Raw genomic sequence first — 24,468 nt, 5'->3', positions numbered from 1 at the left:
GTTATTTGCCTCCTAAATATTTAGCTATCGATTGTTCTATAGGTAAACCTTTTTTAACTTTTTCTACATAATTATTAAAGTTAATCACTTCTTGTTCTACTGGTTCTGTAGTTACTTCTTCTGTGTTTAAAAATACAACTTCATTTAAAAATGTAGCTAAAGGTTGTTGAGATTCTTGTGCGGTATAGTAAGCTAAAACACTGACACCCCATGCGCCACCTTCACTTGCCGTATCCATTACGGTAATCTTATTTTCAAGTGCTGATGATAATACTTGCTGTGCGACACCTTTGGTTTTAAAAATACCGCCATGTGCTATCAATTTATCTATGTTAATCGATTCATTATCTTTCAATAAATCCATTCCAATTTTCAAAGTACTGAATGCACTATATAAATGCATTTTCATAAAATTAGCTAAATTGAAATTATAGTTTGGTTCACGTACAAATAATGGATAACCTGTCTCTACATCTGTGATATTTTCTCCTGAAACATAGTTGTATGAAAGTAAGCCACCAATGTTGTCATCACTTTCCAATGAACGCTCGAATATCTGTCCGTACAACTTATCCGATGAAAAATCAACACTCATGACGCTTAATACTTCGCCAAATATGTTCATCCAATCATTAATATCAGAAGTACAGTTATTGGTGTGAATCATTGCTACTTCACTACCATCGGGCGTTGTTACTACATCAATTTCTGGGTACATACCTTTTAATGCATCAGATAATACAACCATTGCAAATGCACTAGTACCGGCTGATATATTACCTGTATTCTGCGCTACTGTGTTCGTTGCTACCATACCAGTACCAGCATCGCCTTCTGGCGGACACATAACGCTACCAGCTTCGAGATTACCTGAAGGATCTAATAATGTTGCACCTTCGCTTGTAAGACGACCGCCACTTTCACCAGCCAATTTAATTTCAGGTAATATAGTTGCTACTGACTTTTCAAATCCTTTTCCTTTAAATAAGTCATTAGCTGTATTTAATAAATCTGATCTATAAGCTTTGTTGTTAACATCTATAGGGAACATGCCTGAAGCCTCGCCAATACCGACAACTTTTTCACCAGTTAAGTACCAATGTACGTATCCAGCTAACGTTGTTAAATATTCAATTTGATTCACATGGGCTTCTTTATCTAATATGGCTTGATATACATGCGCAATACTCCAACGTTCTGGAATATTAAATTGAAACGCTTCGCTAAGTAACGTAGCTGCCTTTGCTGTATTACCATTTCTCCAAGTTCTAAATGGTACAAGTAAATCTTCATTATGATCAAACGCTAGATAACCATGCATCATACCGCTGATACCAATCGACTTCACTTGTTTTAATGTTAAATTATGTTTTTCTTTCATTTTTGTTGTCATTGCACTATAACTTTTCTGTAAACCGACCCAGATATCATTAATGGAATATGTCCAATATCCATCTACGAATTGGTTTTCCCATTCAAAATGTCCAGATGCAACTGTATTTAAATGCTTATCAATTGCTACGGTTTTAATTCTTGTAGAACCAAGTTCAATACCAATCGATATATCTTCACTACTTAATGCTTTCTTCAAACCATCCATTTCCAACACTCCTATTGAAACCGTTTTCAAATATACCTTATAATATTTGTCCGTACATGTCAATATTTATTATTTTATGTCCGTACATGTTTTGAGTTATAAAAAAGCTCAAACCAATAGCTTGATTGATTTGAGCCTGTCTTTTATAATTTTTTTACAGAATTTCGTTCGATAATATATGTATCTATAAGTTGTGACGTTTGTTTTTTATCTGTATTTATCGCGTTAATCATCCATTCTGCTGCTTTTCTACCAAGTAATTCTTGAGGATGTGACGTTGTAGTCAAATCCATCTCACTCAATTTACTTAGCACTGAATTATCTTCGCCAACCACAGATAAATCGCTTGGTATCTGCACATTTCGCTGTTTTAATCTTTGGATAATCTCGTAAGCAATTTCATCGTTATAACAAACTAAGCCAGTGATATTAATCTTTTTCTCATAAATATGCTGAACAATTTGTTCGATGACTTGTGGCTTACTTTCGGTATCAAATGTATAAATATGTTCGCCTTTAAAAAGAATATGATTACTTTCAAAAGCATTAAAATAACCTTTCATTCTTAATTTACCTTGGTTATCGTCTATTTTAGTAATTAAAGCAATATTTTCATGTCCTTGATCTACTAAATATTTTGTTGCTAAATAGCCAGATTTCACATCATCAATTGCTATATAAGGCAAATTCAACTCATCATACTTAGCATTAATCATTAAAATCGGAATATCTCGCTGTTTGAATAATGAATAATAGGACAAATTCGGGTTATAGACATTACTCTTAGTAGGTTCTATAATAAGTCCCGTCACACCTTGATTCAGCATCATCTCTAAACATTTACGTTCTTCCTCATGATTGTTATTCGTACTTGCTAATATTAAAGAATAGCCATTCTTTTTTAATACATTCTCAATACCTCGAATAATACTCGGGAAAATATAATCCGATAAGTAAGTCACGATTACGCCTATTTTTTTAGTTTCATTGTTCTGATTTGTATTTAAATAATTGTAACTCACATATGATCCAGAACCTTTTTTCTTTTTAATGTATCCTTCTTTGACTAATAAATCCATTGCTTGTCTGATTGTATAGCGACTTAAATTATATCTATCCTGAAATTGCTTTTCTGTAGGTAAGAGCATTCCAACTTGATAGCTTTTGTTAATTATTTTTTCTTTAATTTCGTCCGCTACAATTTGATATTTCGGCTTATTCATAATTGAAAATCTCCTAGTCTCACCAATTTGTCTTAATACCGCATATTATAGCATACGTCATATTTATTCAATGAATCAAATTTTAAGAAAAATTGAATTTATACGTTGAATTCATCATATAATATAAAGTAATTACGTACTTAGTTTAAACGTCGTTCTTTGTACTGCCTTCCCTCTTGAAAGACTACTGTTAAGCCATTGAAACGTCACTCATTAAAATCTTTTGACTTATGAATTGACTGTTGTTATATTAAAATTAAGAAGGAGATATGCGCTAACATACCTCCCTCACAGACCCGTTAAAATACGGTGGCTTTTTGATTTGAAAACAACGTTCCAACACTTATTAGCCTAAAGTTGGAACGTTATTTTTTTGGCTATTACAAACTAAAATGAGTCCAATGATTGTTAACACAACCATTAAGATTTCATAATCAGTCATTTTCTATCCTTTCTTGGAGTAGAGACCAAAATCATAGGCATCACCCCATTTTCAATGAGATTAGCCACCTTTATTCCAACTTGTCTGTAAAAATATTTTACTACATGAACTGCATCACTCCTACCTTATCTTCACTTTTTGAAAAATTTAACTATCCCTAAATGAATCATTTTATTGAAGTCTTATAACGTCTCTATGTACGCTTTTAAAAATATAATAAAATCTTTTGACTTATGAATTAACCGTTGTTATATTAAAATTAAGAAGGAGGTATGCGCTAACATACCTCCCTCACAGACCCGTTAAAAAGACGGTGGCTAGACAAAGTGAAAATAACGTTTCAACATTTATCTGCCTAAAGTTGGAACGTTATTTTTTTGACTATTACAAACTAATATGAGTCCAATGATTGTTAACACAACCATTAAGATTTCATAATCAGTCATTTTCTATCCTTTCTTGGAGTAGAGACCAAAATCATAGGCATCACCCCATTTTCAATGAGATTAACCACCTTTATTCCAACTTGTCTGTAAAAATATTTTACTACATGAACTGCATCACTTTTTGAAAAATTTAACTATCCCTAAATGAATCATTTTATTGAAGTCTTATAACGTCTCTATGTACGCTTTTAAAAATATAATAAAATCTTTTGACTTATGAATTAACCGTTGTTATATTAAAATTAAGAAGGAGATATGCGCTAACATACCTCCCTCACAGACCCGTTAAAACACGGTGACTTTTTGGTTAAAATAACCTTAACTTCTCCAAAGTTGGAAGGTTATTTTTTTTGGCTATTACAAACTAATATGGGTCCAATGATTGTTAACACAACCATCAAGATTTCATAATCAGTCATTTTCTATCCTTTCTTGGAGTAGAGACCAAAATCATAGGCATCACCCCATTTTCAATGAGATTAGCCACCTTTATTCCCACTTGTCTGTAAAAATATTTTACTACATGAACTGCGTCACTCCTATCTTTTCTTCACTTTTAAAAAAACTCACCCCCAAAATATAAAACGTTTTCATTTTATTAATAAGAAATGGATACATTTTACTTTGTACATGGTACGCTATAATTAATAAAAATATTACTTATTATATTAAATGGATAGATTGTATAAGGAGTGAACTTGGATGAAAAAAGTTTCTATCAAAGATGTAGCTAAAGAAGCAGACGTGTCTTTGACTACGGTTTCGCAAATTTTAAATAAAAAAAGCAACCGTTTTTCAGAGGAAACAGTAAACAAAGTCATTGCTGCTAAAGAGCGATTAGGCTACTTCCCTAATAAAAATGCGCAACAATTACGTGGTAGCCAAACAAAATTAATCGGTGTGCTATTACCAAATTTAACTAATCCATTCTTTTCCACGATGATGCAAACTATGGACGATCACAAACCAGATGATGTCGATTTATTCTTCTTAACAACAAAGGAAGATAAAATCGAAGAAGGGATTATGCATCTTGTCGAACGAGGCATGGATGGTCTGATTATTGCGCAGATGATTAAGAACCCGTCTCGTTTAAATCAATATTTATTAAATCATAATATACCCTATATCGTACTAGATCAAAGTGATGACCATGGATTTACTGATATCGTAAAAACAAATGAACGCAATGGTGGTGAACTGGCAGCCGCACATCTTATTGATTACGGCCACACGCACATTTCAATCATTCAACCTTATAATTTAACGAGTAATATGAAAGCAAGAACAGATGGTTTCATCAAATATTGTGAAATGCATGAGATACCATCTCCTATAATTATCGAAACCCCTTTAAATAAAGAAGGTGGATTTGCAGTCATTGATGATATTATAAAGTCCAAATCAAGTGCTATTTTTGCAACAAATGATGAGATGGCTATTGGTATTATGCGTGGCCTCGCTGATAAAGGATTTCACGTACCAAACGATATTTCAGTTATTGGCTTTGATAATATAGACATTGCAAAATATCTTGTCCCTTCCCTCACCACAGTTGCACAACCTATTAAAGAAATAGGCGAGGCTGCATTAGCTTTAATCACTCATAAGCTGAATCAAAATGATGCAACTTTACATAACGTTGCATTACATAATGAGTTAGTTATCAGAGAAACAACGCAACATTTTTAAAAATAAAACACACATAATATAAGACTTAAAGATATGTCATTGATTGCTTGACTCGAGTTAGCAGTTATCAATTTTCAGCTTATCTTCTAGGTCTTATATTTTTTTGTAAAAAATGAAAGCGTGTACAAATATAGAAATTGATGTTATTATGACTTAGTAAAACGTTTTACTAAATCGTTTTACCTAAAAATAATCACTACATAAATATATATATAGAGGTGTCTTATGGATATTATAGCAATTTTAATTGGTCTTGGACCATTACTGGGTTGGGGACTATTTCCTACCATCGCATCGAAGTTTGGTGGACGACCAGTTAACCAAATATTTGGTGCAACAGTAGGAACGTTGATTTTCGCATTAGGTTTCGCATTCATTCAAGGTATCGATTTTCCAACAGGAATGAACCTTATATTTTCATTAATATCAGGTGTTGGTTGGGGCTTTGGACAAATTATTACTTTTAAAGCATTTGGTCTAGTCGGTTCTTCCAGAGCTATGCCAATCACAACTGCATTTCAACTATTAGGTGCATCACTATGGGGTGTCTTTGCATTAGGAGATTGGCCAGGATTAACAAATAAAATTATCGGCTTCACTGCCCTACTTGTTGTGCTAATTGGTGCATATATGACCGTTTGGAGTGAAAAATCAGAACAACAATATAGTAAGAAATTAAGAAATGCAGTTATTTTACTACTTATAGGTGAAATAGGTTATTGGGCCTACTCTGCAGCACCTCAAGCAACTAATATCAGTGGTATGGAAGCATTCTTACCACAAGCAATGGGTATGGTGCTTGCTGCAGTAATTTATGCATTTATGAATATGAAACAAGGCAATGCTTTCTTAGAAAAAGTCAGCTGGAAACAAATTATTTCAGGATTGTTCTTTGCATTTGGTGCATTAACATACTTAATTTCTGCACAGTCAGATATGAATGGATTAGCGACAGGATTCATACTGTCACAAACATCAGTAGTATTAGCTACGTTAACAGGTATTTATTTCTTGAATCAGAGAAAAACACCAAAAGAACTTATCGTTACTATTATTGGACTTGTAATCATATTAATAGCAGCAGCAGTTACAGTATTTATTAAATAAACTATAGGATGGGAGATTTAATTATGAAAAAAACAAAGGTTTTAAATAGTCATGTATCACATGCAATTGCAACATTGGGTCATTTTGATTTAATAACAATTAATGATGCGGGTATGCCAATTCCAAATGACGAACGTCGTATTGATTTAGCGATTACTAAAGATCTACCACGCTTTATTGATGTTTTAGAGAACGTTTTATCAGAAGTTGAAGTTCAAAAAATATTTCTTGCAGAAGAAATCAAAACACAAAACGCTGAACAACTTAAACAAATTAAATCATTGATAGGTGACAATGTAGAAATTTCATTTATTCCACATGAAGAAATGAAACAAAATTTAAATCATTCACTAACAAAAGCTAATATTCGCACAGGGGAAACGACACCATTTTCAAATATTGCACTTGAATCTAACGTGACATTTTAAAGAAAAAAGGAGAATATACTATGACAAATAAAGTTGTAATTATTGGTTCTACCAATGTAGATAAAATTTTAAACGTAGACCGTTTTGTTAAACCGGGAGAAACATTACATCTTCAAAATGCTCAAAAAATTTATGGTGGCGGTAAAGGCGCAAATCAAGCACTTGCAACTGCACGCTCAAATGCCCAAACAACTTTTATTTCTAAGATTGGAACTGAAGGAGACGCAGATTTCATGTTAGAAGATTTTGAAGAAGCGCATATGAATACAGACTACATCATGACAACAGATACTGCCCAAACAGGCCAAGCATTTATAACAATTGATGCCAATGGACAAAATACAATTTTAGTTTATGGTGGCGCAAATATGGAATTAAATGATACAGATGTAAATAAAGCAGCTGACGCAATTGCAGAAGCAGATTATATTATTGCTCAACTTGAAGTGCCTGTTCCTGCGATTATTAGCGCTTTTAAAATCGCACGTGAAAACAATGTCACTACTATTTTAAATCCAGCTCCTGCAAGTGAATTATCTAAAGATTTACTTACTTTAACTGACATTATTGTGCCAAACGAAACAGAAGCAGAATTATTAAGTGGTATCGCAGTTACAGATCGTGCGTCAATGCATCAAAACGCCGAATACTTTTTATCTTTAGGAATGAAAGTTGTTATTATCACACTTGGCGAGCAAGGTACTTATTACGCGACAGCAAATTCTGCTGGTTTAATACCTTCGTTTAAAGTAAAAGCGATTGATACAACAGCAGCAGGTGACACTTTTATCGGTGCATTTGCAAGTCGTCTCAATATGACAGACTTTAATATAGAAGAAAGTATTACTTACGCAAATAAAGCAGCTTCGCTTACAGTCCAAGTTGAAGGCGCTCAAAAATCAATTCCATTAGAACAAGATGTGTTAAAGGCTTAAAGATAAACTACTTATTTTATACATCATGAGATAGTTCATAATCACTGCTCATAAGCAAAGGCGGCTCTCACTAATCTGAGAGCCGCCTTGTTTATTTATTTATTTATATTTATTTACGAGTGCTTTAGGAAGATGACAGTAATCATCAGGGAATCTTGTTAATCTATCTTGATTTTCTTCTGCACTTTTCACGTAATTTGTCAGTGGTAATACTTCTGTTGCAATCAGATGATGGTCTTCAATTGCATCTATAAATGCTTGTGCCTCTTTTAAATGCTTGGCATCTTCACTGTATAATCCTGTTCTATATCTCAAGCCAACATCTTCACCTTGCTTGTTTACGCTATAAGGATCAATAATTTCAAATAGATATCCCATTAAGTCTGTAACTGTCACTTTTGCTGGATCAAATGTTGTCTTAATGACTTCTACATATCCATCATATTCTCCATCGAGTGTATCTGTAATACCGTTTGCCCTGCCACCTTCTGTGTCTACTACACCAGGTAAAGTTTTAACAAAGGCTTGTACACCCCATAGACATCCGCCTGCCAAGTATACCGTTTCCATTTACATCTCTCCCTTTTCAACTAACAATTATCAATTCAGTATAGTAATAACCACGTTCATTTGCAATTACTTATAGTTTAGCGTTTTCAAAGGTGTATGATTGATTTTTTGTCAAAAGGGAAAATATTAAAGTAGTATACAAGGAGGAATTACATGCCTAAAGTTGAAGAAAGAATGTTAGAAGATATCGAAGAAAAACCTTCAAGATCACAAAGCGATTTAAGCTCTGAAAAGGAAATGCAGCAAAATGCCTTTGAAAGATTAGGCAAAGACGTCGTAATCATCGAAACTTTAGCAATTATGAACATTATTTTTGCTATAAGTACAATTGGCTTAGTGACTGCACTTGTTTGCACAAATAAAAAGAAATAAGTTCATCATAGCTGTTTCTAAATTTTAAGAAGTATAAAATGAATGCTATATACCTATGCTCTTTTCATGGTTTTCACTATTAAAGTGACGGCTTTGAGAAGAGCATTTTTATTTTTCTATTTCTTCAAATGTACTTTTCATATATAATGAAAATATTGCACTAATTTAAATTAATAAATTGAATATTATCCCTTTTTTGTTATAATGCAATAAGGAGAATTTTGTTCTTTTACTCGAAATAATGAGTAAGTAAATTATAAATGAAGCATTACGTTGCTTCAATACAACCAACCACTTCAACCATAAATTTTATATTAATAATAATGAAAAGAATAGATTAGAGGAGAATCGAATTATGGATTATAGAGTATTATTGTATTATAAATATACAACACTTGATGACCCCGAAACTTTCGCTACGGAGCATTTAGAATTTTGTAAGGATTTAGAACTTAAGGGCCGTATTTTAGTATCTACAGAAGGTATCAATGGTACTGTATCTGGGACAGTCGAAGCTACTGATAAATATATGGAACAATTGAAATCAGATGAAAGATTTAAAGGGATTACTTTTAAAGTTGATGAAGCTGAAGGACATGCTTTCAAAAAAATGCACGTACGTCCAAGAGAAGAAATCGTTGCTCTAGATTTAGAAGATGACGTTGACCCAAGAGAATTAACAGGAAATTACTTATCACCAAAAGAATTTAGAGAAGCTTTATTGGCTGATGATACTGTAGTCATTGATGCAAGAAATGATTACGAATACGATTTAGGTCATTTCCGCGGCTCAGTTCGTCCTGATATCACGAGATTTAGAGACCTACCTGAGTGGATCAAAGAAAATAAAGAGCAATTCATGGACAAAAAGATTGTCACTTATTGTACTGGCGGCATCCGTTGTGAAAAATTCTCTGGTTACTTATTAAAAGAGGGCTTTGAGGATGTAGGTCAACTTGAAGGTGGCATTGCTACTTATGGTAAAGATCCGGAAGTAAAAGGTGAATTATGGGACGGTAAAATGTACGTCTTTGATGAACGTATTAGTGTAGAAGTCAACCAAGTAGACAAAACAGTTGTGGGTAAAGAATGGTTCGATGGTACACCATGCGAACGTTATATCAATTGCAGCAATCCAGAATGTAACAAACAAATTCTTGTTTCTGAAGAAAATGAAGAACGTTATTTAGGTGCTTGTACACACGAATGTGCAACTCACGAAAATAATCGTTATGTAAAAAAACATGACATTAGCGAAGAAGAAAAAGCCGCACGCTTAGAAAACTTCAAAAATCTTGTAAGCCAATAATATAAAAACTGTTATGCATGATGCATAACAGTTTTTTTATTTATCGTTTTACTCGTGTTATCAAGTTTTTTACTAACTTTTCAATACTACTATTAGTAACTTCTATATTTTCGTCATTTCTTTTTTTATCACCGTTAAACCAAATTGGTTTCATGCCTACATTAAGTGAACCAGAAACATCATTTTCCCAAGAATCCCCTACATATATTGTATCCTCAGGTTTGATATTTAGCATATGAGTTACCTTTAAGAAAGCAGCACCATCAGGCTTTTCACTTCCAATATCTTCAGATATAAAAATATTATTTTCAAATATCTTTTTTAATTCTAAACGTGCTATCTTAGTTGTTTGTTCTGAATTTTTCCCGTTAGTTAATATACCTATATTGACCCATTTTTTCAATTCATTAAGGTGATTATTTAATGTTATATTTGGTTTAATATGTTGAATAATAATGTCAAAAAAAGCTAAGAAATATTCATGTGCTTCTTTTGTGGTAATATTTTTCTTAAAATATTTTAAACTTTCTATTAATCGTAGTTGCCTGAGTTCATCTAAAGTTATCTCTCCTCGACTATGTTTCAACCAAAATTTTTTATCATAATAAGTGTAAATTTTGAGGAATTCATTATATGCAATATCTTCTGCATATCCAGAATCGTTGAAAATTTGTTTATTCGCAATTAACCATAAATCATTGAAAGGAAATAAAGTATTATCTAAGTCAAATAATACTAATTCTGCATTTTTAATTAAAAACCCCTCCTTAAGAGTAATTAACGTCGTTACATAATAATTATAAAGCGACTTTTCACTTTTACTGTATTAAGTTTTCAACAAAATTATGAATTTTAAAACCTTCTCTCCATAAACTTAATCCCTTTATGCGTACAAACTAAAAATAGAATATGTGCAATAATCCAACAGATATACCCCATGAATTGGAATTGAAAAACAGGGTTAATTGCCATATAAATCAGCAATGGATACAGTGCTAAAAATGAAAACATGACACAAATTAACGCGATATAATAATAATCCCCTAACTTTTTATAAATAAAATAGAGTAAAGCATAAAGTAAAATTGTAATGCCTACATGAATTAAAAATTCCATAACAATATTTGAAGCATTGTCATCTATTAAAAAATCTATATTCAGTAATAATGCTGTTAAGTGCATCGATTTAAATAAATCGAAAAATAAAGTAGTCAAAAATAATATAATTGCTAACGTCAATGCTACGATTAAATGTGCTAAAAGTTTTTTCATAATATCATATTATTCCCTTACACCCATTAGTTAATCAATTTTCAAAATAAATTTATTTACATATAAAAACCCCTGTCTCTACATAGTAGAAACAGGGATTAGTTTATTCACTTAACTATATTTAATTTTAATTAGACATTACTGCTTATATTATGCAGTAACCCATTGTGAAGCACCTTCAGATTCGTAAAGATCCATTGCTGCTTGGTCTTGTACTGATTCTGGAGCTTCAGTTGGTGATTGACCTTGGTATTCTTCAGGTGCTACTGAATTCCAAGTGCTTTGTAAGAATTGGTATTTACCTGCTGCACCTGATGAAGGGTTAACAGCTTTAAGGTCGCCACCTGATTCACGTTCAGCGATTGCTTGTAAATGAGAATTAACTTCTACTGATGAACCACTTGAAGCTTCACTTGAGCTTGATTCATTTGAACTTTCTGAAGATTGAGTTGAAGCAGCTTCTTGTTGTGGTTGTTGAGTTTCTTCAGTTTGTGGAGCTGATTGTTCAGTTGGTTGCTCAGCAGTTGCTTTTTGAGCTTGTTCTTGTTGTGGTTGAGCTTGTTGTTGACCACTATTAGTTGAAGCTTGTTCTGATGAACCATTTGAACCTTCACCATAGCTCCAAGTAAAGTTTGTACCATCTGATTGGAAGTTATAATTTACGCCATCTTGAGTAAAGTTATGATTATATGAACCCTCTTGTATAGGTGCTTGATTTAATTGTTCAGAGTTTGATTGAGCTTGTTGCGCTAAGTCTGCTTTGTCGATACCTTGTTCTGAAGCGTCAGCTGAATTTCCTGCTGCTGCTCCTGTTACGCCTAATCCTACTGCTAAAGTTGATGCAATTACTGTTTTTTTCATTATTAATAATCCTCCTAAGAGATAATTTTCATTTTATAGTTTTAAAATTAATTCGTAATTTCAATCATCGCTAAGACGATTTACTTTCCTCAATTAATTTACAAGACCTACTGTAACATCTATAAATAGCTCGTGGGTTACAGTGAAGTTAAAAAAACAATCGACTTTTTACACTCCCATTACACTAAATATCTTAATAATTTCCAGAAAATTCAACCAAAATACTCTCACGATAGTTCATAAATAGAATACTTGCTTTACCTCTATGTAATCTCTATGTAATTAGTGTGACAATGATGTACCTTTACACCAATAGTATACACTTACTTTTTTACTTCGATTTATTTTTATTTCACGTTATTTTAAACACATTATTTTTTATTTCTAGAATATATTTATGATATTGAATTTATTCTACGATATGATAATATACTATGTTGATATAATTTTAATTATTTTTTAATATTGCGTACTAACTATGTAAAGTATTATATCGATTTGGAGGAGTTCAATGTTTATCAATGTCCTTTATGAGGATAATCATTTACTTATGGTCGAAAAACCTATCAATATACCAGTACAGGCTGATGACTCAAAAGATGAAGATTTATTGTCTATGTTAAAAGATTACATTAAAGAAAAATATAATAAACCAGGAAAAGTTTATCTTGGCTTAGTACATCGTCTTGATAGACCAGTCGGTGGTGCTATGGTATTTGCTAAAACATCCAAAGCTGCATCTCGTTTATCAAATGAACTAAGAAAGCAAAATTTTGATAGAACTTATTTAGCAGTTGTTCATGGCACACCTGCAAAAAAACAAGGTGAACTTAAAGATTATCTCTGGAAAGATCGTAATAAAAATATCGTATATGTGGTAGATTCAAGAAGAAAAGAAGCAAAACAAGCGATCTTAGACTACAAAATAATTCGTAATGCTGAAAAGAAAAGTTTAGTCGAAGTACAATTGCGAACTGGACGTTCACATCAAATTAGAGTGCAATTTGCGAATCAAAACTTACCATTGTATGGAGACCAAAAATATGGACAACATATTAATAAACCTGGTCAACAAATTGCTTTATGGGCATCGCATCTTAGCGTAAAACATCCGACTAAAGATGAAATTATATCTGTAGAATCAATTCCAAGCGACGGTATCTGGTCACATTATTTGTAATACTTGTATCGTCTCCATACTAAAATTGCATTTCCTCGGAAATATTTTAATAACAAAAACAATAGGCTGGGACATATCACATGTCTTAGCCTCAGTTTTTTATATTGGCAGTGGCTGACTGAATTGAAAATACGCTTATATCAAGCATTTAAAGAACTACTACTTCATTTATGAAGACAAGTAGTTCTTATGCAAGAGCTAAAGCTCTTGTATTCCATTTTCTAGTCAGCTGTGCCGGGGTGGGACGACGAAATTTTATTAGAAAAATTAGATTTCTGTCCCACTCCCTTGTTTTATTTATCTCAAATTATTTATTAAATCAAAAAACCTGCCTCTATATTATAGAAGCAGGTTTTGAATCGTTTATTTAAAATGATTAATTACTGTTTAAATTATGCAGTAACCCATTGTGAAGCGCCAACTTCATTGTATAGTTTAACTGCTGCAGCATCTTGTACAGATTCAGGTGCTTCTGTTGGAGATACACCTTGGTAAGCTGCTGGAGCTACTGAATCCCAAGTGCTTTGTAAGAATTGATATTTACCTGCTGCACCTGATGATGGGTTAACAGCTTTAAGATCGCCGCCTGATTCACGTTGAGCGATTGCTTGTAAATGAGAGTTAACATTTACTGATGAACCACTTGAAGCTTCACTTGAGCTTGATTCTTTTGAAGTAGATTCTTGTTGTGGTTGTTGAGTTGCTTCAGTTTTTGGTGCCTCTTGTTGAGCTGGTTCTGCAGCTTGTTCAGCTGGTGCTGATTGTTGTGCTGGCTCAGCTGCTTGTTCAGCTGGTGCTTCTTGTTGAGCAGGTGCTTCAGTTGAACCTTCATCTGATCCTCCACCAAAGCTCCAGCTAAAGTTTGTACCGTCTGATTCGAAACTATATTCTGTACCATTATAATTAAAGTCGATGTCATATGAACCTTCTTGAACAGGTGCTTCATTTAATTGCTCTGGATTTGATTGCGCTAATTGTGCTAATTGTGCTTTATCTACGTTTTGCTCTGAAGCGTCAGCTGAATTACCTGCTGCTCCTGTTACGCCTAATCCAAGTGCTAAAGTTGATGCGATTACTGTTTTTTTCATTATTAATAAATCCTCCCAAAAAGATAATTTTAATTTTTTATTTTATATGGCTGAATTTCAATTATTTAATTAAAAATTAATTTACTGCTTCAACCAACTCACAAATAATACTATAACATCCATAAAATGTTTGTAGGTTACAGTCAAATTAAAATATACGCACGTTCTTTACATCTAAATTACAGTGAAAAAGTTACTAATAATGGCGAAAAAGTTACTAAAAGCTTTCATAAACGTCTATAAACAGATTATTATAAAATATAAACACGTAATATTTATGTAATTTGTTTGTCAATTGTGTACAATTCCACTTTATTTTTCAGTTTGCAATTTATTAGAAATCATACTCAGACTTTTTTCAAGAGTTATTTTACACCCATTTTCTATAAATCAACTAAGTCAACTACATACCAAATTAAAAAGCCGTTCAAATTCTCATAATTTGAACGGCCTTCTCAATTCTACTATTTAGATAATGCTATTTTAATATGTGCTAAGTGATGTTCTTCATGCCAAGATAATTTTGCTATCTTTTTAGCTACCGTTATCTCGCCACTATCTTTTAACGTAAATGTTTGTGCTAATTGATCTTCATTTAAATTGTTAGCAATTGCTACGATACGCTCGTTCATGCCTTCTAGCATCTTAATCGAGCTTTCGATAGGTAAGTCGTTATCCGGCAACATCACCCATTCATCTTGAATAAATGCTGGTACGGTCGGATTGTTATCCGTGAGTGCTAACTTCAAACGCTGATACATATTTAATTGAGAGTCAGCAATATGATGTACAAGTTGACGTACTGTCCAACTCCCTGCACGATACTTTGCATTCAACGCTTCATCATCTAGCGAGTCTACAGTCTCTCTTAAGCGTTCAGTATAACCTTCTATTTCTTTCGCCCATTTTTGTATATCATCTAATGTTACATTATCTGGAACTTCTAATTCTCCTATTGGAAATCTTGCATCCATTTAATCACCTTATTATCATTTATTTAAATTCACGCACATTATCTCTACATCATTATTATTCTCTGTTTCTTTAAAATTAAACATTTTATAAAATGCACACAATTTTTCAGTCATTATAATGTAGGTTCTCATCCTTTTATTTATATTTCTTACTTAACTAAAGGCATTTTTATGAACTTTTTAATATTATAGTGAGCACATTTTACTGATTTGATATTATAAAATTGAAAAATTAAGAAAAGGAGCATTTTAAAGATGAAACAACATTCAGCAAAGAATAAAAACACCACATTTAAACCGCTTTGGCTAATCATCAGTGTGCTTGCGCTTGTGATTATCATGCTATTACCAACGCCAGACACCTTACCTTTCATGGCTAAAAGTGCATTAGCTATCTTACTATTCGCCGTTATCTTATGGGTAACTGAAGCAGTCACTTACCCTGTATCAGCAGCGATGATTGTCGGTTTGATTATCTTGCTCTTAGGATTTAGTCCCGTACAAAATTTAACGGAGTCTCTAGGCAATCCACAAGCAAGCGGTAAAGTTTTAGAAGGTAGTAGCTTATTCGGGACGACCAACGCATTGAAACTCGCTTTTAGTGGATTTTCATCTACTGCCATTGCACTGGTAGCTGCAGCACTGTTTTTAGCTACCGCAATGCAAATTACAAATCTACATAAGCGTCTCGCACTTATCGTTCTTTCTATGGTAGGCAATAAGACTAATCGCATCGTTATCGGGACGATTATTGTTGCCATCTTTCTAGCTTTCTTTGTACCTTCAGCAACTGCACGTGCTGGCGCAGTTATTCCTATTTTGTTAGGTATGGTTACTGCTTTTGGCATTTCTAAAAATAGTAAACTTGCTGCTTTACTTATCATTACGGCGGTGCAGGCTGTATCTATTTGGAATGTAGGTATTAAGACGGCAGCCGCTCAAAATATCGTTGCTATCAATTTTATTAATGATCAATTAGGCATAGATATCTCATGGGGACAATGGTTCCTGTATGCTGGTCCATGGTCTATCTTGATGTCTATTGCACTTTATTTCATTATGCTAAAAGTAATGCCACCAGAAGTAAATGAAATATCTGGAGGCAAACAACTGATTAAACAACAATTACATGAAATGGGCCCTGTCACTGCTAAAGAATGGCGTCTCATCGCTATTTCAATTGCATTACTTTTACTTTGGTCTACAGAAAAAGTGCTACATCCGATTGATTCATCTTCTATTATTTTATTAGCGCTAGCAATCATGTTAACCCCTAAAATTGGTATTATGACATGGAAAGAAGCTGAGTCGCGTATTCCATGGGGAACGATTATTGTATTTGGTGTGGGTATTTCGTTAGGTAACGTGTTATTAAAAACAACTGCTGCGCAATGGTTAAGTGATCAAACCTTTGGGCTTATCGGTCTCGAACATTATCCATTAGTGATGACGATTGCTTTAATTGCTTTGTTTAATATATTGATTCATTTAGGTTTTGCGAGTGCCACAAGTTTGGCTTCTGCATTGATTCCAGTATTCATTTCACTCACGACCACATTAGATTTAGGAGAACAGTCTATGGCCTTTGTGCTCATACAGCAATTTGTAATTAGCTTTGGCTTCTTACTTCCTGTTAGTTCGCCACAATCTATGCTAGCATATGGTACCGAAACATTTACCGTTAAAGATTTCTTAAAAACAGGTATTCCAATCACTGTTATCGGTTACTTACTTATCGTGTTATTTAGTTTCACTTACTGGCAATGGATTGGTTTAATTTAGTCACTTTTAGTTATCAAAAAAGCGAACGCACAATGATTAAATTGGGCGTTCGCTTTAATTTTAATTTCTAATTAAACGTTTTTCCAAAACCTACAATGATATCTTTATATTGGTCTAATGAGTCTACTACGGCGTATTCACCATCGCCATGCCACGCATCACCAGAAGGTCCACATTCAATTGCAGGCACATCAAATCTAGAAAAATATCTTGTATCAGCAAAGCCATGCTGTCCAAAAATATTGGCTTCTTGATTGCCAGTTACAGATTTAATTTCTTTTACAAGATGTTGAATATAAGGATTATCTATTTCATTTTTCACACTCGGACCTGACATATGCACAGCTATTTCATCATCTGTAACACCTTTAATTTGTTCTAGAATGTCATCTTTATCCTGGTTAGGTAAATAACGAATATCAACTGAAAGCGTACATACATCTGGTACTTTGTTATAAACCTCACCACCAGAAATTTTAGCAAGATTGATGGAGGGGCCATCAAAAATATCTGTAGATTGTTTCGCAAACGGCAAGTCAATTATTTTTTCGTATACTTCATAGGCTTTTATAATGGCATTGTCACCTTCCCAAGGTCTACTACCATGTGCCGATTTACCATTTAATTGAATATCAAATTGTAAAATTCCTTTAGATTGATAGCCAATTCCAATTTGAGTTGGTTCAGCACAAATCACAAAATCACCTAAATAACCTTGCTCTGTTAAATACGCAGAACAATTATGACCACCAATTTCCTCATCTGTAACTAATTGAAGTTGAACGCTGGCATCACCTAAATCAACATCTTGAAGTTCAGTCATTGCAACCATAAATGAAGCGACACCTGCTTTCATATCAGCAGAACCGCGTCCATAAATTTTGCCATCTTTAATTTCAGGGTCAAATTGTGCTTCTTTCCCACTCACCACATCAACATGCCCATTTAGAATAAGTCGCTTACTACCTTCGCCTACATTACAAATAAGCATCTTATAATCATTGTTCGTTATAATTTCAGATTTGAGCCCCTGTTCTTCTAACCACTGTTTACAATAATCAATGGTTTCATTTGCAACTTCTTGATTAGAACTATCAAAAGTAATTAATTTTTGTAATAAATCCAACGTTTTGCCCATTCAATCTACCCCCTACGCTTATTTGTGCAAAGTATAGTACATTATCTGAATATTGACAACATTTAAAAAATTTAGTAATATTTGGTTAACTCGAAATTGAAAAGGGTTTCAAAATTTTATTTTCAGTTTTTCCAAGTGAATAACAACTAAGCAAAGGCGCTTATATCTCAATTAACAAAAATTGAGTATATAGGCGTCTTTTTGCATACTAAGGGGAGATTATATGACGCGTAATTTAAATTATAACTGGGTAAACGGTGAAAAAGTTGAAACAGACAAGACCATCGCCATAGTTAACCCAGCAAACGGAAAGTCAATTGGCAAAGTACCAAGTGTAACTGAAGATATCGTACAACAAGCAATTGAAAGTGCGTCCACTGCTTTTGAAACATGGTCGAACTATACTGCTGAAACAAGACAAGGTTATTTAGAACAATGGGCAGTCAATTTATTAAATAAACAAGAATCACTCGCAACGATTATGAGTGAAGAACAAGGCAAAACATACGCAGAAGCTTTTGGTGAAGTTGGTGTTTGTGCTAAATTCATTCGTTGGTTTGCTGAAGAAGGCAAACGTATTTATGGTGAGGTCATTCCACCTTCATCAGATAATCAACGTATCTCAGTCACAAAACAACCTGTAGGCGTTTGTGGTTTGATTACACCATGGAATTTTCCTGGCGCAATGGTTGCACGAAAAGTTGCACCTGCATTAGCTGCTGGTTGTACTGTCATCGTCAAACCATCAAGCGAAACTCCAAGAATTGCAATTGCGATTTTCGACGAATTAATGGCAACTGGCATTGATAAAGGGGTCGCAAATATTGTTACTGGTAGTTCTTCACTCATTTCAGACAAACTATTTGAGGACAAGCGTGTGAGAAAAATGTCATTCACAGGTTCAACACCAATTGGCAAGAAATTAATGAGCAAAGCTTCTGATCAAGTCAAACGCATCTCACTCGAACTCGGGGGCAATGCACCAGCAATTGTATTACCGGATGCCGATTTGGATAACGCTGCAGACGCTATCGTTGATAACAAGTTCGAAAACAGCGGTCAAATGTGTAATGGCATCAATGTTGTACTTGTACACAAAGATGTTAAAGCAGAGATGACACAAAAGATTATTGACCGTGTAAAAACAATTAAAGTCGGTCCAGGTGATCAAGAGGATACGCAAGTAGGACCTCTGATTAATCAAAAAGCGATTGATAAAGTTGAATACTTAGTCGCAGATGCTAAAAAACAAGGTGCTCAAGTTGAAACTGGTGGAGCTAAAGCTGACATTTCTACATCTACCCTTTTCTATCAACCTACTGTCATAACAGGAGTTGAACGAACAATGGCTATAGCACAGGAAGAAATATTTGGGCCTGTCGCACCGATTATTACATTCGAAGATGAAGATGAAGCGATTGATATTGCAAATGCTTCACCATATGGTTTAGCCGCTTACTTCTTTTCTAATAATATCAATACAGTTTATAAAATCAGTGAAAAACTAGAATTTGGCATGATTGGTGTCAATGGTACTCAATTAAGTGTCCCTCAAGCACCATTTGGCGGTATTAAAGAAAGTGGAATGGGTCGTGAAGGCAGTCACTTTGGATTAGATGGGTTCTTAGAATTGAAATATATTTCATTATCTTTACTTAAATAAACTAATAAGGGGTTGTCATATATGAATAACAATATTAAAGGCAAAAAAGTAACTGGCGATATTACAAAGGAACAATTACTTGAATTAGTTAAATCTGATGATATCGATACACTTATCATGGGTTTTTGTGACATGCAAGGTCGTTTGATGGGGAAACGAATCACGGGTGATTTCATTTTAGAAAATGATATATCTGATGGTACACATTTCTGTAACTACTTGTTAGGTACAAACTTTGAAATGGATACAAACGATAATTTTGAATTTATGAACTGGGACAAAGGTTACGGTGATTACTTAGCCGTACCTGACTTGAATACGTTAAAAGTTGTACCGTGGTTAGAACACACTGCAATGGTCTTTTGTGATGTATATACCGTAGATGGTAGTGAACCGATTGCGATTGCGCCACGTAACATTCTAAAACAACAAATTGATAAAGCAGAAGCACAAGGCTTGTCACCACATATGGCAAGTGAACTTGAATTCTATTTATTCAATAATTCATTTGAAGATATTTCGAAACAAGGATACGACAATTTAGAAGCTGCCGGTCACTTAAATGAAGATTATAACTTATTACAAGGTAGTAAGAATGAGCCGATTTATCAAGAAATAAGAAATCAAATGCACTTAATGGGCATTACTATCGAATCTTCAAAAGGTGAAGCGTATAAAGGGCAACACGAAATCAACTTAAAATATTCAGACGCCTTAGATGCTGCTGATCAACATATTATGTTCAAACATGGTATGAAAGAAATCTGTATCCAAAACGATAAATCTGTAACATTCATGGCTAAACCTTACGAAGCATGGACAGGATCAAGTGGTCATATTCATTTGAGTATGATGAAAAAAGGCACGAAAACGAATGCTTTCTATGCAGGTGATGATGCAGCAGAACCAAAATCTGAAACGATGAAACATTTCTTAGCTGGCATCATTAAATTTACGAGAGATTTTTCATTAATGTTTGCGCCATACGTGAACTCTTATAAACGTTTTGCGCCTAACTCATGGGCACCGGTAAGTATTGCATGGAGCCAAGACAACCGTTCTGCTGGCTATCGTGTTGTAGGTGAACAAAACGCATTACGCTTTGAATCACGTATTTCAGGTGCAGATATGAATCCATACTTAGCTTACTCCGCTTTAATTGGCGCAGGTTTATATGGTATCGAAAATAAAATCGAACTTACTGAAGAACTCGTTGGTAACGCTTATGAACAAGATAATATCGATCGTATTCCATCGTCGTTACATGAAGCAATCTTAACTTGGAAAAATAGTGATGTGGTAACAAAAGTCCTTGGTGAAGATGTTGCGAATCACTATTTAGAAGCTGCACAATCAGAGCAGAATGACTTCGATTCTTTCGTAACAACTTGGGAACGTTCGCGTTACTTCGAACAAAGTTAAATATATTACTGAGGAGGAAAACGATTATGAGATTACAAGACAAAGTATGTATTATCACAGGTGCTGGCGGTGGCATGGGTAAAGTAGCCGCACAAATGTTTGCAAATGAAGGCGGTAAAATCGCAGTATTCGAGAGAGATGAACAAGCCGGTCAAGAGACTGTGAAGGCAATCACAGATAACGGCGGAGAAGCTTCTTTTTTCAAAGTAGATATAGCTAATGAAGCCAATGTTAAAAGTGCGGTTGCTGATACAGTTGAAACTTATGGAAAAATTGATGTGCTTTATAATAATGCTGGCGTCATGCCAGAAGCAGATAATTCTGTCGTCAATACAAGCGAAGACGTATGGGACTTAGTCATGAATATAAATGTTAAAGGCATTTTCTTTATGACGAAATATGTGATTCCTGAAATGGAGAAAAACAATTCTGGATCTATCATTAATATAGCTTCATTTGTTGCTGAAATGGGTTGTTCAGTGCCTCAAGATGCGTACACCGCTTCAAAAGGAGCAGTCGTATCTTTAACGAAATCATTAGCAATTCAATTTCGTCCTAAAGGCATTCGCACAAATGCAATCAGCCCTGGTCCGATTGAAACACCATTATTAATGGAATGGTTAGTTGCAGATGAAGAAGCTAAAAATGCGAGATTAAATAGACAACCTACTGGAAGATTTGGCAAACCAGAAGATATTGTGAACGCTGCATTATACTTAGCATCAGATGAGTCGGATTGGACAAACGGTGCAAACATGAATGTAGACGGCGGTATCACTGCAAACTATTTCTAATACATCTCTATAAGTAGCGTATTCACAGTAGTTATCAGATATCGAGTCAGCTTTTAAGGAAGTAGGAATACGAAATCAAATTCTACACTTTGATTTCATATTCCCGCTTCCTTTTACTGTGTTCTAAATAAATTTCATAACGTGTTTCTTCTATAGTATGTGAGTATTTAGTTTAATAATCTTGTAAGCATATTTATCCTATGTGTACTTCAACACATAAAAACAGGGTTGGCATGAATTTGCCCACCCTGTTTTTATGTTTATTTATCTAAATATTCATGTTCTCCAATGATGCCGGAACGTCTATCAATTTCTTCCAATTTTCTCGCTTTCGGTATACATAGAATATAAGCAAAACATATGGCTATAACACCCGCACTCAATTTACCAATTAATACAGCTGGTATGAGCGTCGGCTGGAAATTCGCCGTATATGATAAATGGTCACCTAATAAGAATGCACCACAGACACCGAATGCGATATTTAACACTTTATCTTTAGGTGGCATATCTTTTACTAACTTAAGCATTGCTAGAATATTAGCAATCGTAGCGATAAACCCAGCACTACCTACTTCACTGAGTCCTACTTTACTCCCAACACTATGCAGACCTTTAGAGAAGTACTTACGTATTAAATAAACCATTGGAAATGCACCCGATAACATGATAGCAATATTCCCTGCGTTCTCTAGTGCCCTAAAGTTATCTTCACTATCCGCCATAATTGGATCAAATCCCCAAACACCAAAAACTGTTGTAAATAATCCTGTAAATATTTCTACTACTGAAAATACAAAGACCAATTTAATACAAGAATCTAGTATTTTACCAAAGACAATAAATATTTTAATCATAATATCTGAGAAGAAATACAGCCCTATGGCTGTTACTACTACAAAAATAATTAACGGTAATAAGTTGATAAACACAGTAGACAAGCTAATTTGGAACACATGTGTTGCTGCACTCGTTGTATCAATCACTGTACGTATTTTTGTATGACTGAATAAAATAATTACCGTGGAAATAAATACGCCAAAAGGAATGGCCAACAAACCTGATAGAATACCTAAAGCCATGTATTTATGATCTCGTTTATCCAACATCGGGAGACCAAGCGGGATTGTGAAGACGATTGTGGCACCAGCCATGAAGCCAACAATCATTGCCATAATCCAACCTTCATAACTATCCTTTAATACATCTGCGAGTTGATATCCCCCCATATCTGTCGCGAGTATTGATGTTGCAGCTATAGCGGGATCCGCACCAATTTTATCAAAAAGTGGTCCAAAGAATTTTTCTATAAACTGCGATATGAATGGAATAGAAGCCATAATACCTGCTGAGTTAGCAAAGATAGGTCCAATGGTATAAATTCCTTCCATAAATTCCTTCCCTATACCTTCATTCGCATTCCGAATTGCACCAAAAGCACCTAACACTGCACATACCATAATAATGTAAATAATCACTGTACCAATATGTTCCATGATAGTTCCCCCCATTTTATGAGCTATAAAAAAACAAAAAGGTGCCTATTTGATTAATTCAAATAAGCACCTTTGCTTGATTATATTCACTTGTATTGTAATGCTATTACCCCAATTGTTTAATGATTGCTGAAGCTTCTTTTTCAATAGCTATTTGGTTATCCATACTGTTTCTCCTAAGCTTTTGATAAGCTGCTTCTTCCGTTAAATCAAGTTGCTTCATTAGTAAGCCTTTTGCCTTTTCTATACGTTTCCGATGCTCCATTTGCAAACGTGTATCACTCACTTCTTGCTTGAGTTTACCCATACTATCTGATTGCGACATTGCAATTTCAATAGCTGGCAGCAATTGTGACTCAGATATAGGTTTAACGATATAACTTACGATATTTTGTTGCTTAGCTTCTTCAACGTACTCACAATGACTATATGCTGTCAGGATAAGTATCGGAATATCATGTTTCTTACCAATAATTTTACTGGCTTTTAAACCATTCAACTTTGGCATTTTAATATCCATGACGATCAAATCTGGCCGAAATTGATCTGCGGCTTCAATTGCTTTTTCTCCATTACCTACTTCTGCGACGACATTGTAGTTTGCTTCCCCAAGCATTTCTACTATATCCATTCGGACAATTGCTTCATCTTCAACTACCATAATAGATTTCATT

At 34.1% G+C, this 24,468-nt stretch carries 24 protein-coding genes; 11 read left to right on the top strand and 13 right to left on the bottom strand.

Going from position 1 to position 24,468, the window contains the following annotated elements; genetic code table 11:
- Position 1: 1 nt before the first annotated feature.
- From PYW44_RS00895 to PYW44_RS00880, 4 genes are all read right to left on the bottom strand, one after another.
- Complete coding sequence (locus PYW44_RS00895) at positions 2-1,600, bottom strand: xylulokinase (protein ID WP_021338940.1); 1,599 nt, start codon at positions 1,598-1,600, stop codon at positions 2-4.
- Positions 1,601-1,743: 143 nt separating this feature from the next.
- Positions 1,744-2,823 (bottom strand): GntR family transcriptional regulator, encoded by a 1,080-nt coding sequence (locus PYW44_RS00890; RefSeq protein ID WP_021338941.1) that lies wholly within the window; start codon positions 2,821-2,823, stop codon positions 1,744-1,746.
- Positions 2,824-3,169: 346 nt separating this feature from the next.
- On the bottom strand, positions 3,170-3,265 hold the full coding sequence (locus PYW44_RS00885) for a hypothetical protein (RefSeq protein WP_232246074.1): 96 nt from the start codon (positions 3,263-3,265) through the stop codon (positions 3,170-3,172).
- 347 nt (positions 3,266-3,612) lie between these two features.
- Entirely contained in the window at positions 3,613-3,711 is a 99-nt protein-coding gene (locus PYW44_RS00880; RefSeq protein ID WP_236593591.1) for a hypothetical protein, read from the bottom strand.
- A 702-nt stretch (positions 3,712-4,413) separates the two neighbouring features.
- Here PYW44_RS00880 and rbsR point away from each other — a divergent pair.
- The 4 genes from rbsR to rbsK all read left to right on the top strand — a co-directional run bounded on the left by rbsR (position 4,414) and on the right by rbsK (position 7,873).
- Complete coding sequence (gene rbsR, locus PYW44_RS00875) at positions 4,414-5,403, top strand: ribose utilization transcriptional repressor RbsR (RefSeq protein WP_021338942.1); 990 nt, start codon at positions 4,414-4,416, stop codon at positions 5,401-5,403.
- 225 nt (positions 5,404-5,628) lie between these two features.
- A complete protein-coding gene (gene rbsU / locus PYW44_RS00870; protein WP_002506425.1) occupies positions 5,629-6,510 on the top strand; it encodes a ribose/proton symporter RbsU in 882 nt (293 codons plus the stop codon).
- A 23-nt stretch (positions 6,511-6,533) separates the two neighbouring features.
- Positions 6,534-6,938 carry a D-ribose pyranase gene (gene rbsD / locus PYW44_RS00865; protein WP_021338943.1) on the top strand — a complete coding sequence of 135 codons (405 nt, stop codon included), beginning with the start codon at positions 6,534-6,536 and terminating at the stop codon, positions 6,936-6,938.
- Positions 6,939-6,958: 20 nt separating this feature from the next.
- Positions 6,959-7,873, top strand: a complete 915-nt coding sequence (gene rbsK, locus PYW44_RS00860) for a ribokinase (RefSeq protein WP_021338944.1) — start codon at positions 6,959-6,961, stop codon at positions 7,871-7,873.
- A gap of 99 nt (positions 7,874-7,972) precedes the next feature.
- Here rbsK and PYW44_RS00855 read toward each other — a convergent pair whose 3' ends face one another.
- Positions 7,973-8,443: a peptide-methionine (S)-S-oxide reductase gene (locus tag PYW44_RS00855; protein WP_002506422.1), complete on the bottom strand. Its 471-nt coding sequence runs from the start codon at positions 8,441-8,443 to the stop codon at positions 7,973-7,975.
- Positions 8,444-8,596: 153 nt separating this feature from the next.
- Here PYW44_RS00855 and PYW44_RS00850 point away from each other — a divergent pair, with 153 nt between their 5' ends.
- Both PYW44_RS00850 and trhO read left to right on the top strand, forming a co-directional pair.
- On the top strand, positions 8,597-8,815 hold the full coding sequence (locus PYW44_RS00850) for a hypothetical protein (RefSeq protein WP_002506421.1): 219 nt from the start codon (positions 8,597-8,599) through the stop codon (positions 8,813-8,815).
- A 355-nt stretch (positions 8,816-9,170) separates the two neighbouring features.
- Complete coding sequence (trhO, locus tag PYW44_RS00845) at positions 9,171-10,124, top strand: oxygen-dependent tRNA uridine(34) hydroxylase TrhO (RefSeq protein WP_021338945.1); 954 nt, start codon at positions 9,171-9,173, stop codon at positions 10,122-10,124.
- 40 nt (positions 10,125-10,164) lie between these two features.
- On the opposite strand, the gene PYW44_RS00840 is transcribed toward trhO, so the two are convergent.
- From PYW44_RS00840 to PYW44_RS00830, 3 genes are all read right to left on the bottom strand, one after another.
- Complete coding sequence (locus tag PYW44_RS00840) at positions 10,165-10,878, bottom strand: HAD family hydrolase (RefSeq protein ID WP_031265941.1); 714 nt, start codon at positions 10,876-10,878, stop codon at positions 10,165-10,167.
- A 98-nt stretch (positions 10,879-10,976) separates the two neighbouring features.
- Positions 10,977-11,396 carry a hypothetical protein gene (locus PYW44_RS00835; RefSeq protein WP_021338946.1) on the bottom strand — a complete coding sequence of 140 codons (420 nt, stop codon included), beginning with the start codon at positions 11,394-11,396 and terminating at the stop codon, positions 10,977-10,979.
- A gap of 150 nt (positions 11,397-11,546) precedes the next feature.
- On the bottom strand, positions 11,547-12,257 hold the full coding sequence (locus PYW44_RS00830; protein WP_021338947.1) for a transglycosylase family protein: 711 nt from the start codon (positions 12,255-12,257) through the stop codon (positions 11,547-11,549).
- 511 nt (positions 12,258-12,768) lie between these two features.
- Between PYW44_RS00830 and PYW44_RS00825 the strand changes: the two genes are divergently transcribed.
- On the top strand, positions 12,769-13,437 hold the full coding sequence (locus PYW44_RS00825; protein ID WP_115075929.1) for an RluA family pseudouridine synthase: 669 nt from the start codon (positions 12,769-12,771) through the stop codon (positions 13,435-13,437).
- Positions 13,438-13,829: 392 nt separating this feature from the next.
- Here the strand turns inward: PYW44_RS00825 and PYW44_RS00820 are convergent, their stop codons facing one another.
- Positions 13,830-14,525, bottom strand: a complete 696-nt coding sequence (locus tag PYW44_RS00820; protein ID WP_046465751.1) for a transglycosylase family protein — start codon at positions 14,523-14,525, stop codon at positions 13,830-13,832.
- A 464-nt stretch (positions 14,526-14,989) separates the two neighbouring features.
- Positions 14,990-15,499, bottom strand: a complete 510-nt coding sequence (locus tag PYW44_RS00815; protein WP_021338950.1) for a YfiT family bacillithiol transferase — start codon at positions 15,497-15,499, stop codon at positions 14,990-14,992.
- A gap of 255 nt (positions 15,500-15,754) precedes the next feature.
- Between PYW44_RS00815 and PYW44_RS00810 the strand changes: the two genes are divergently transcribed.
- The gene (locus PYW44_RS00810) at positions 15,755-17,281 is read left to right on the top strand and encodes an SLC13 family permease (protein ID WP_021338951.1); all 1,527 of its coding nucleotides are present in this window, start codon (positions 15,755-15,757) and stop codon (positions 17,279-17,281) included.
- A 67-nt stretch (positions 17,282-17,348) separates the two neighbouring features.
- On the opposite strand, the gene PYW44_RS00805 is transcribed toward PYW44_RS00810, so the two are convergent.
- Positions 17,349-18,419 carry a M20 family metallopeptidase gene (locus PYW44_RS00805; protein ID WP_021338952.1) on the bottom strand — a complete coding sequence of 357 codons (1,071 nt, stop codon included), beginning with the start codon at positions 18,417-18,419 and terminating at the stop codon, positions 17,349-17,351.
- 223 nt (positions 18,420-18,642) lie between these two features.
- Here PYW44_RS00805 and PYW44_RS00800 point away from each other — a divergent pair, with 223 nt between their 5' ends.
- From PYW44_RS00800 to PYW44_RS00790, 3 genes are read left to right on the top strand one after another with little or no spacing between them, the layout of a single operon-like run.
- The gene (locus tag PYW44_RS00800) at positions 18,643-20,082 is read left to right on the top strand and encodes an NAD-dependent succinate-semialdehyde dehydrogenase (protein WP_021338953.1); all 1,440 of its coding nucleotides are present in this window, start codon (positions 18,643-18,645) and stop codon (positions 20,080-20,082) included.
- A 21-nt stretch (positions 20,083-20,103) separates the two neighbouring features.
- Positions 20,104-21,504 carry a glutamine synthetase family protein gene (locus tag PYW44_RS00795; protein ID WP_021338954.1) on the top strand — a complete coding sequence of 467 codons (1,401 nt, stop codon included), beginning with the start codon at positions 20,104-20,106 and terminating at the stop codon, positions 21,502-21,504.
- Positions 21,505-21,530: 26 nt separating this feature from the next.
- Entirely contained in the window at positions 21,531-22,298 is a 768-nt protein-coding gene (locus tag PYW44_RS00790) for an SDR family NAD(P)-dependent oxidoreductase (protein WP_021338955.1), read from the top strand.
- Between the two features lie 260 nt (positions 22,299-22,558).
- Here the strand turns inward: PYW44_RS00790 and eutH are convergent, their stop codons facing one another.
- Both eutH and PYW44_RS00780 read right to left on the bottom strand, forming a co-directional pair.
- Positions 22,559-23,794: an ethanolamine utilization protein EutH gene (gene eutH, locus PYW44_RS00785; RefSeq protein ID WP_021338956.1), complete on the bottom strand. Its 1,236-nt coding sequence runs from the start codon at positions 23,792-23,794 to the stop codon at positions 22,559-22,561.
- Between the two features lie 106 nt (positions 23,795-23,900).
- The gene (locus tag PYW44_RS00780) at positions 23,901-24,467 is read right to left on the bottom strand and encodes an ANTAR domain-containing response regulator (RefSeq protein ID WP_021338957.1); all 567 of its coding nucleotides are present in this window, start codon (positions 24,465-24,467) and stop codon (positions 23,901-23,903) included.
- Position 24,468 lies beyond the last annotated feature (1 nt).

The organism is Staphylococcus equorum (genome assembly GCF_029024965.1).
GTDB classification, from domain to species: domain Bacteria; phylum Bacillota; class Bacilli; order Staphylococcales; family Staphylococcaceae; genus Staphylococcus; species Staphylococcus equorum.
This window is presented reverse-complemented; position numbering and strand designations above follow the sequence as displayed.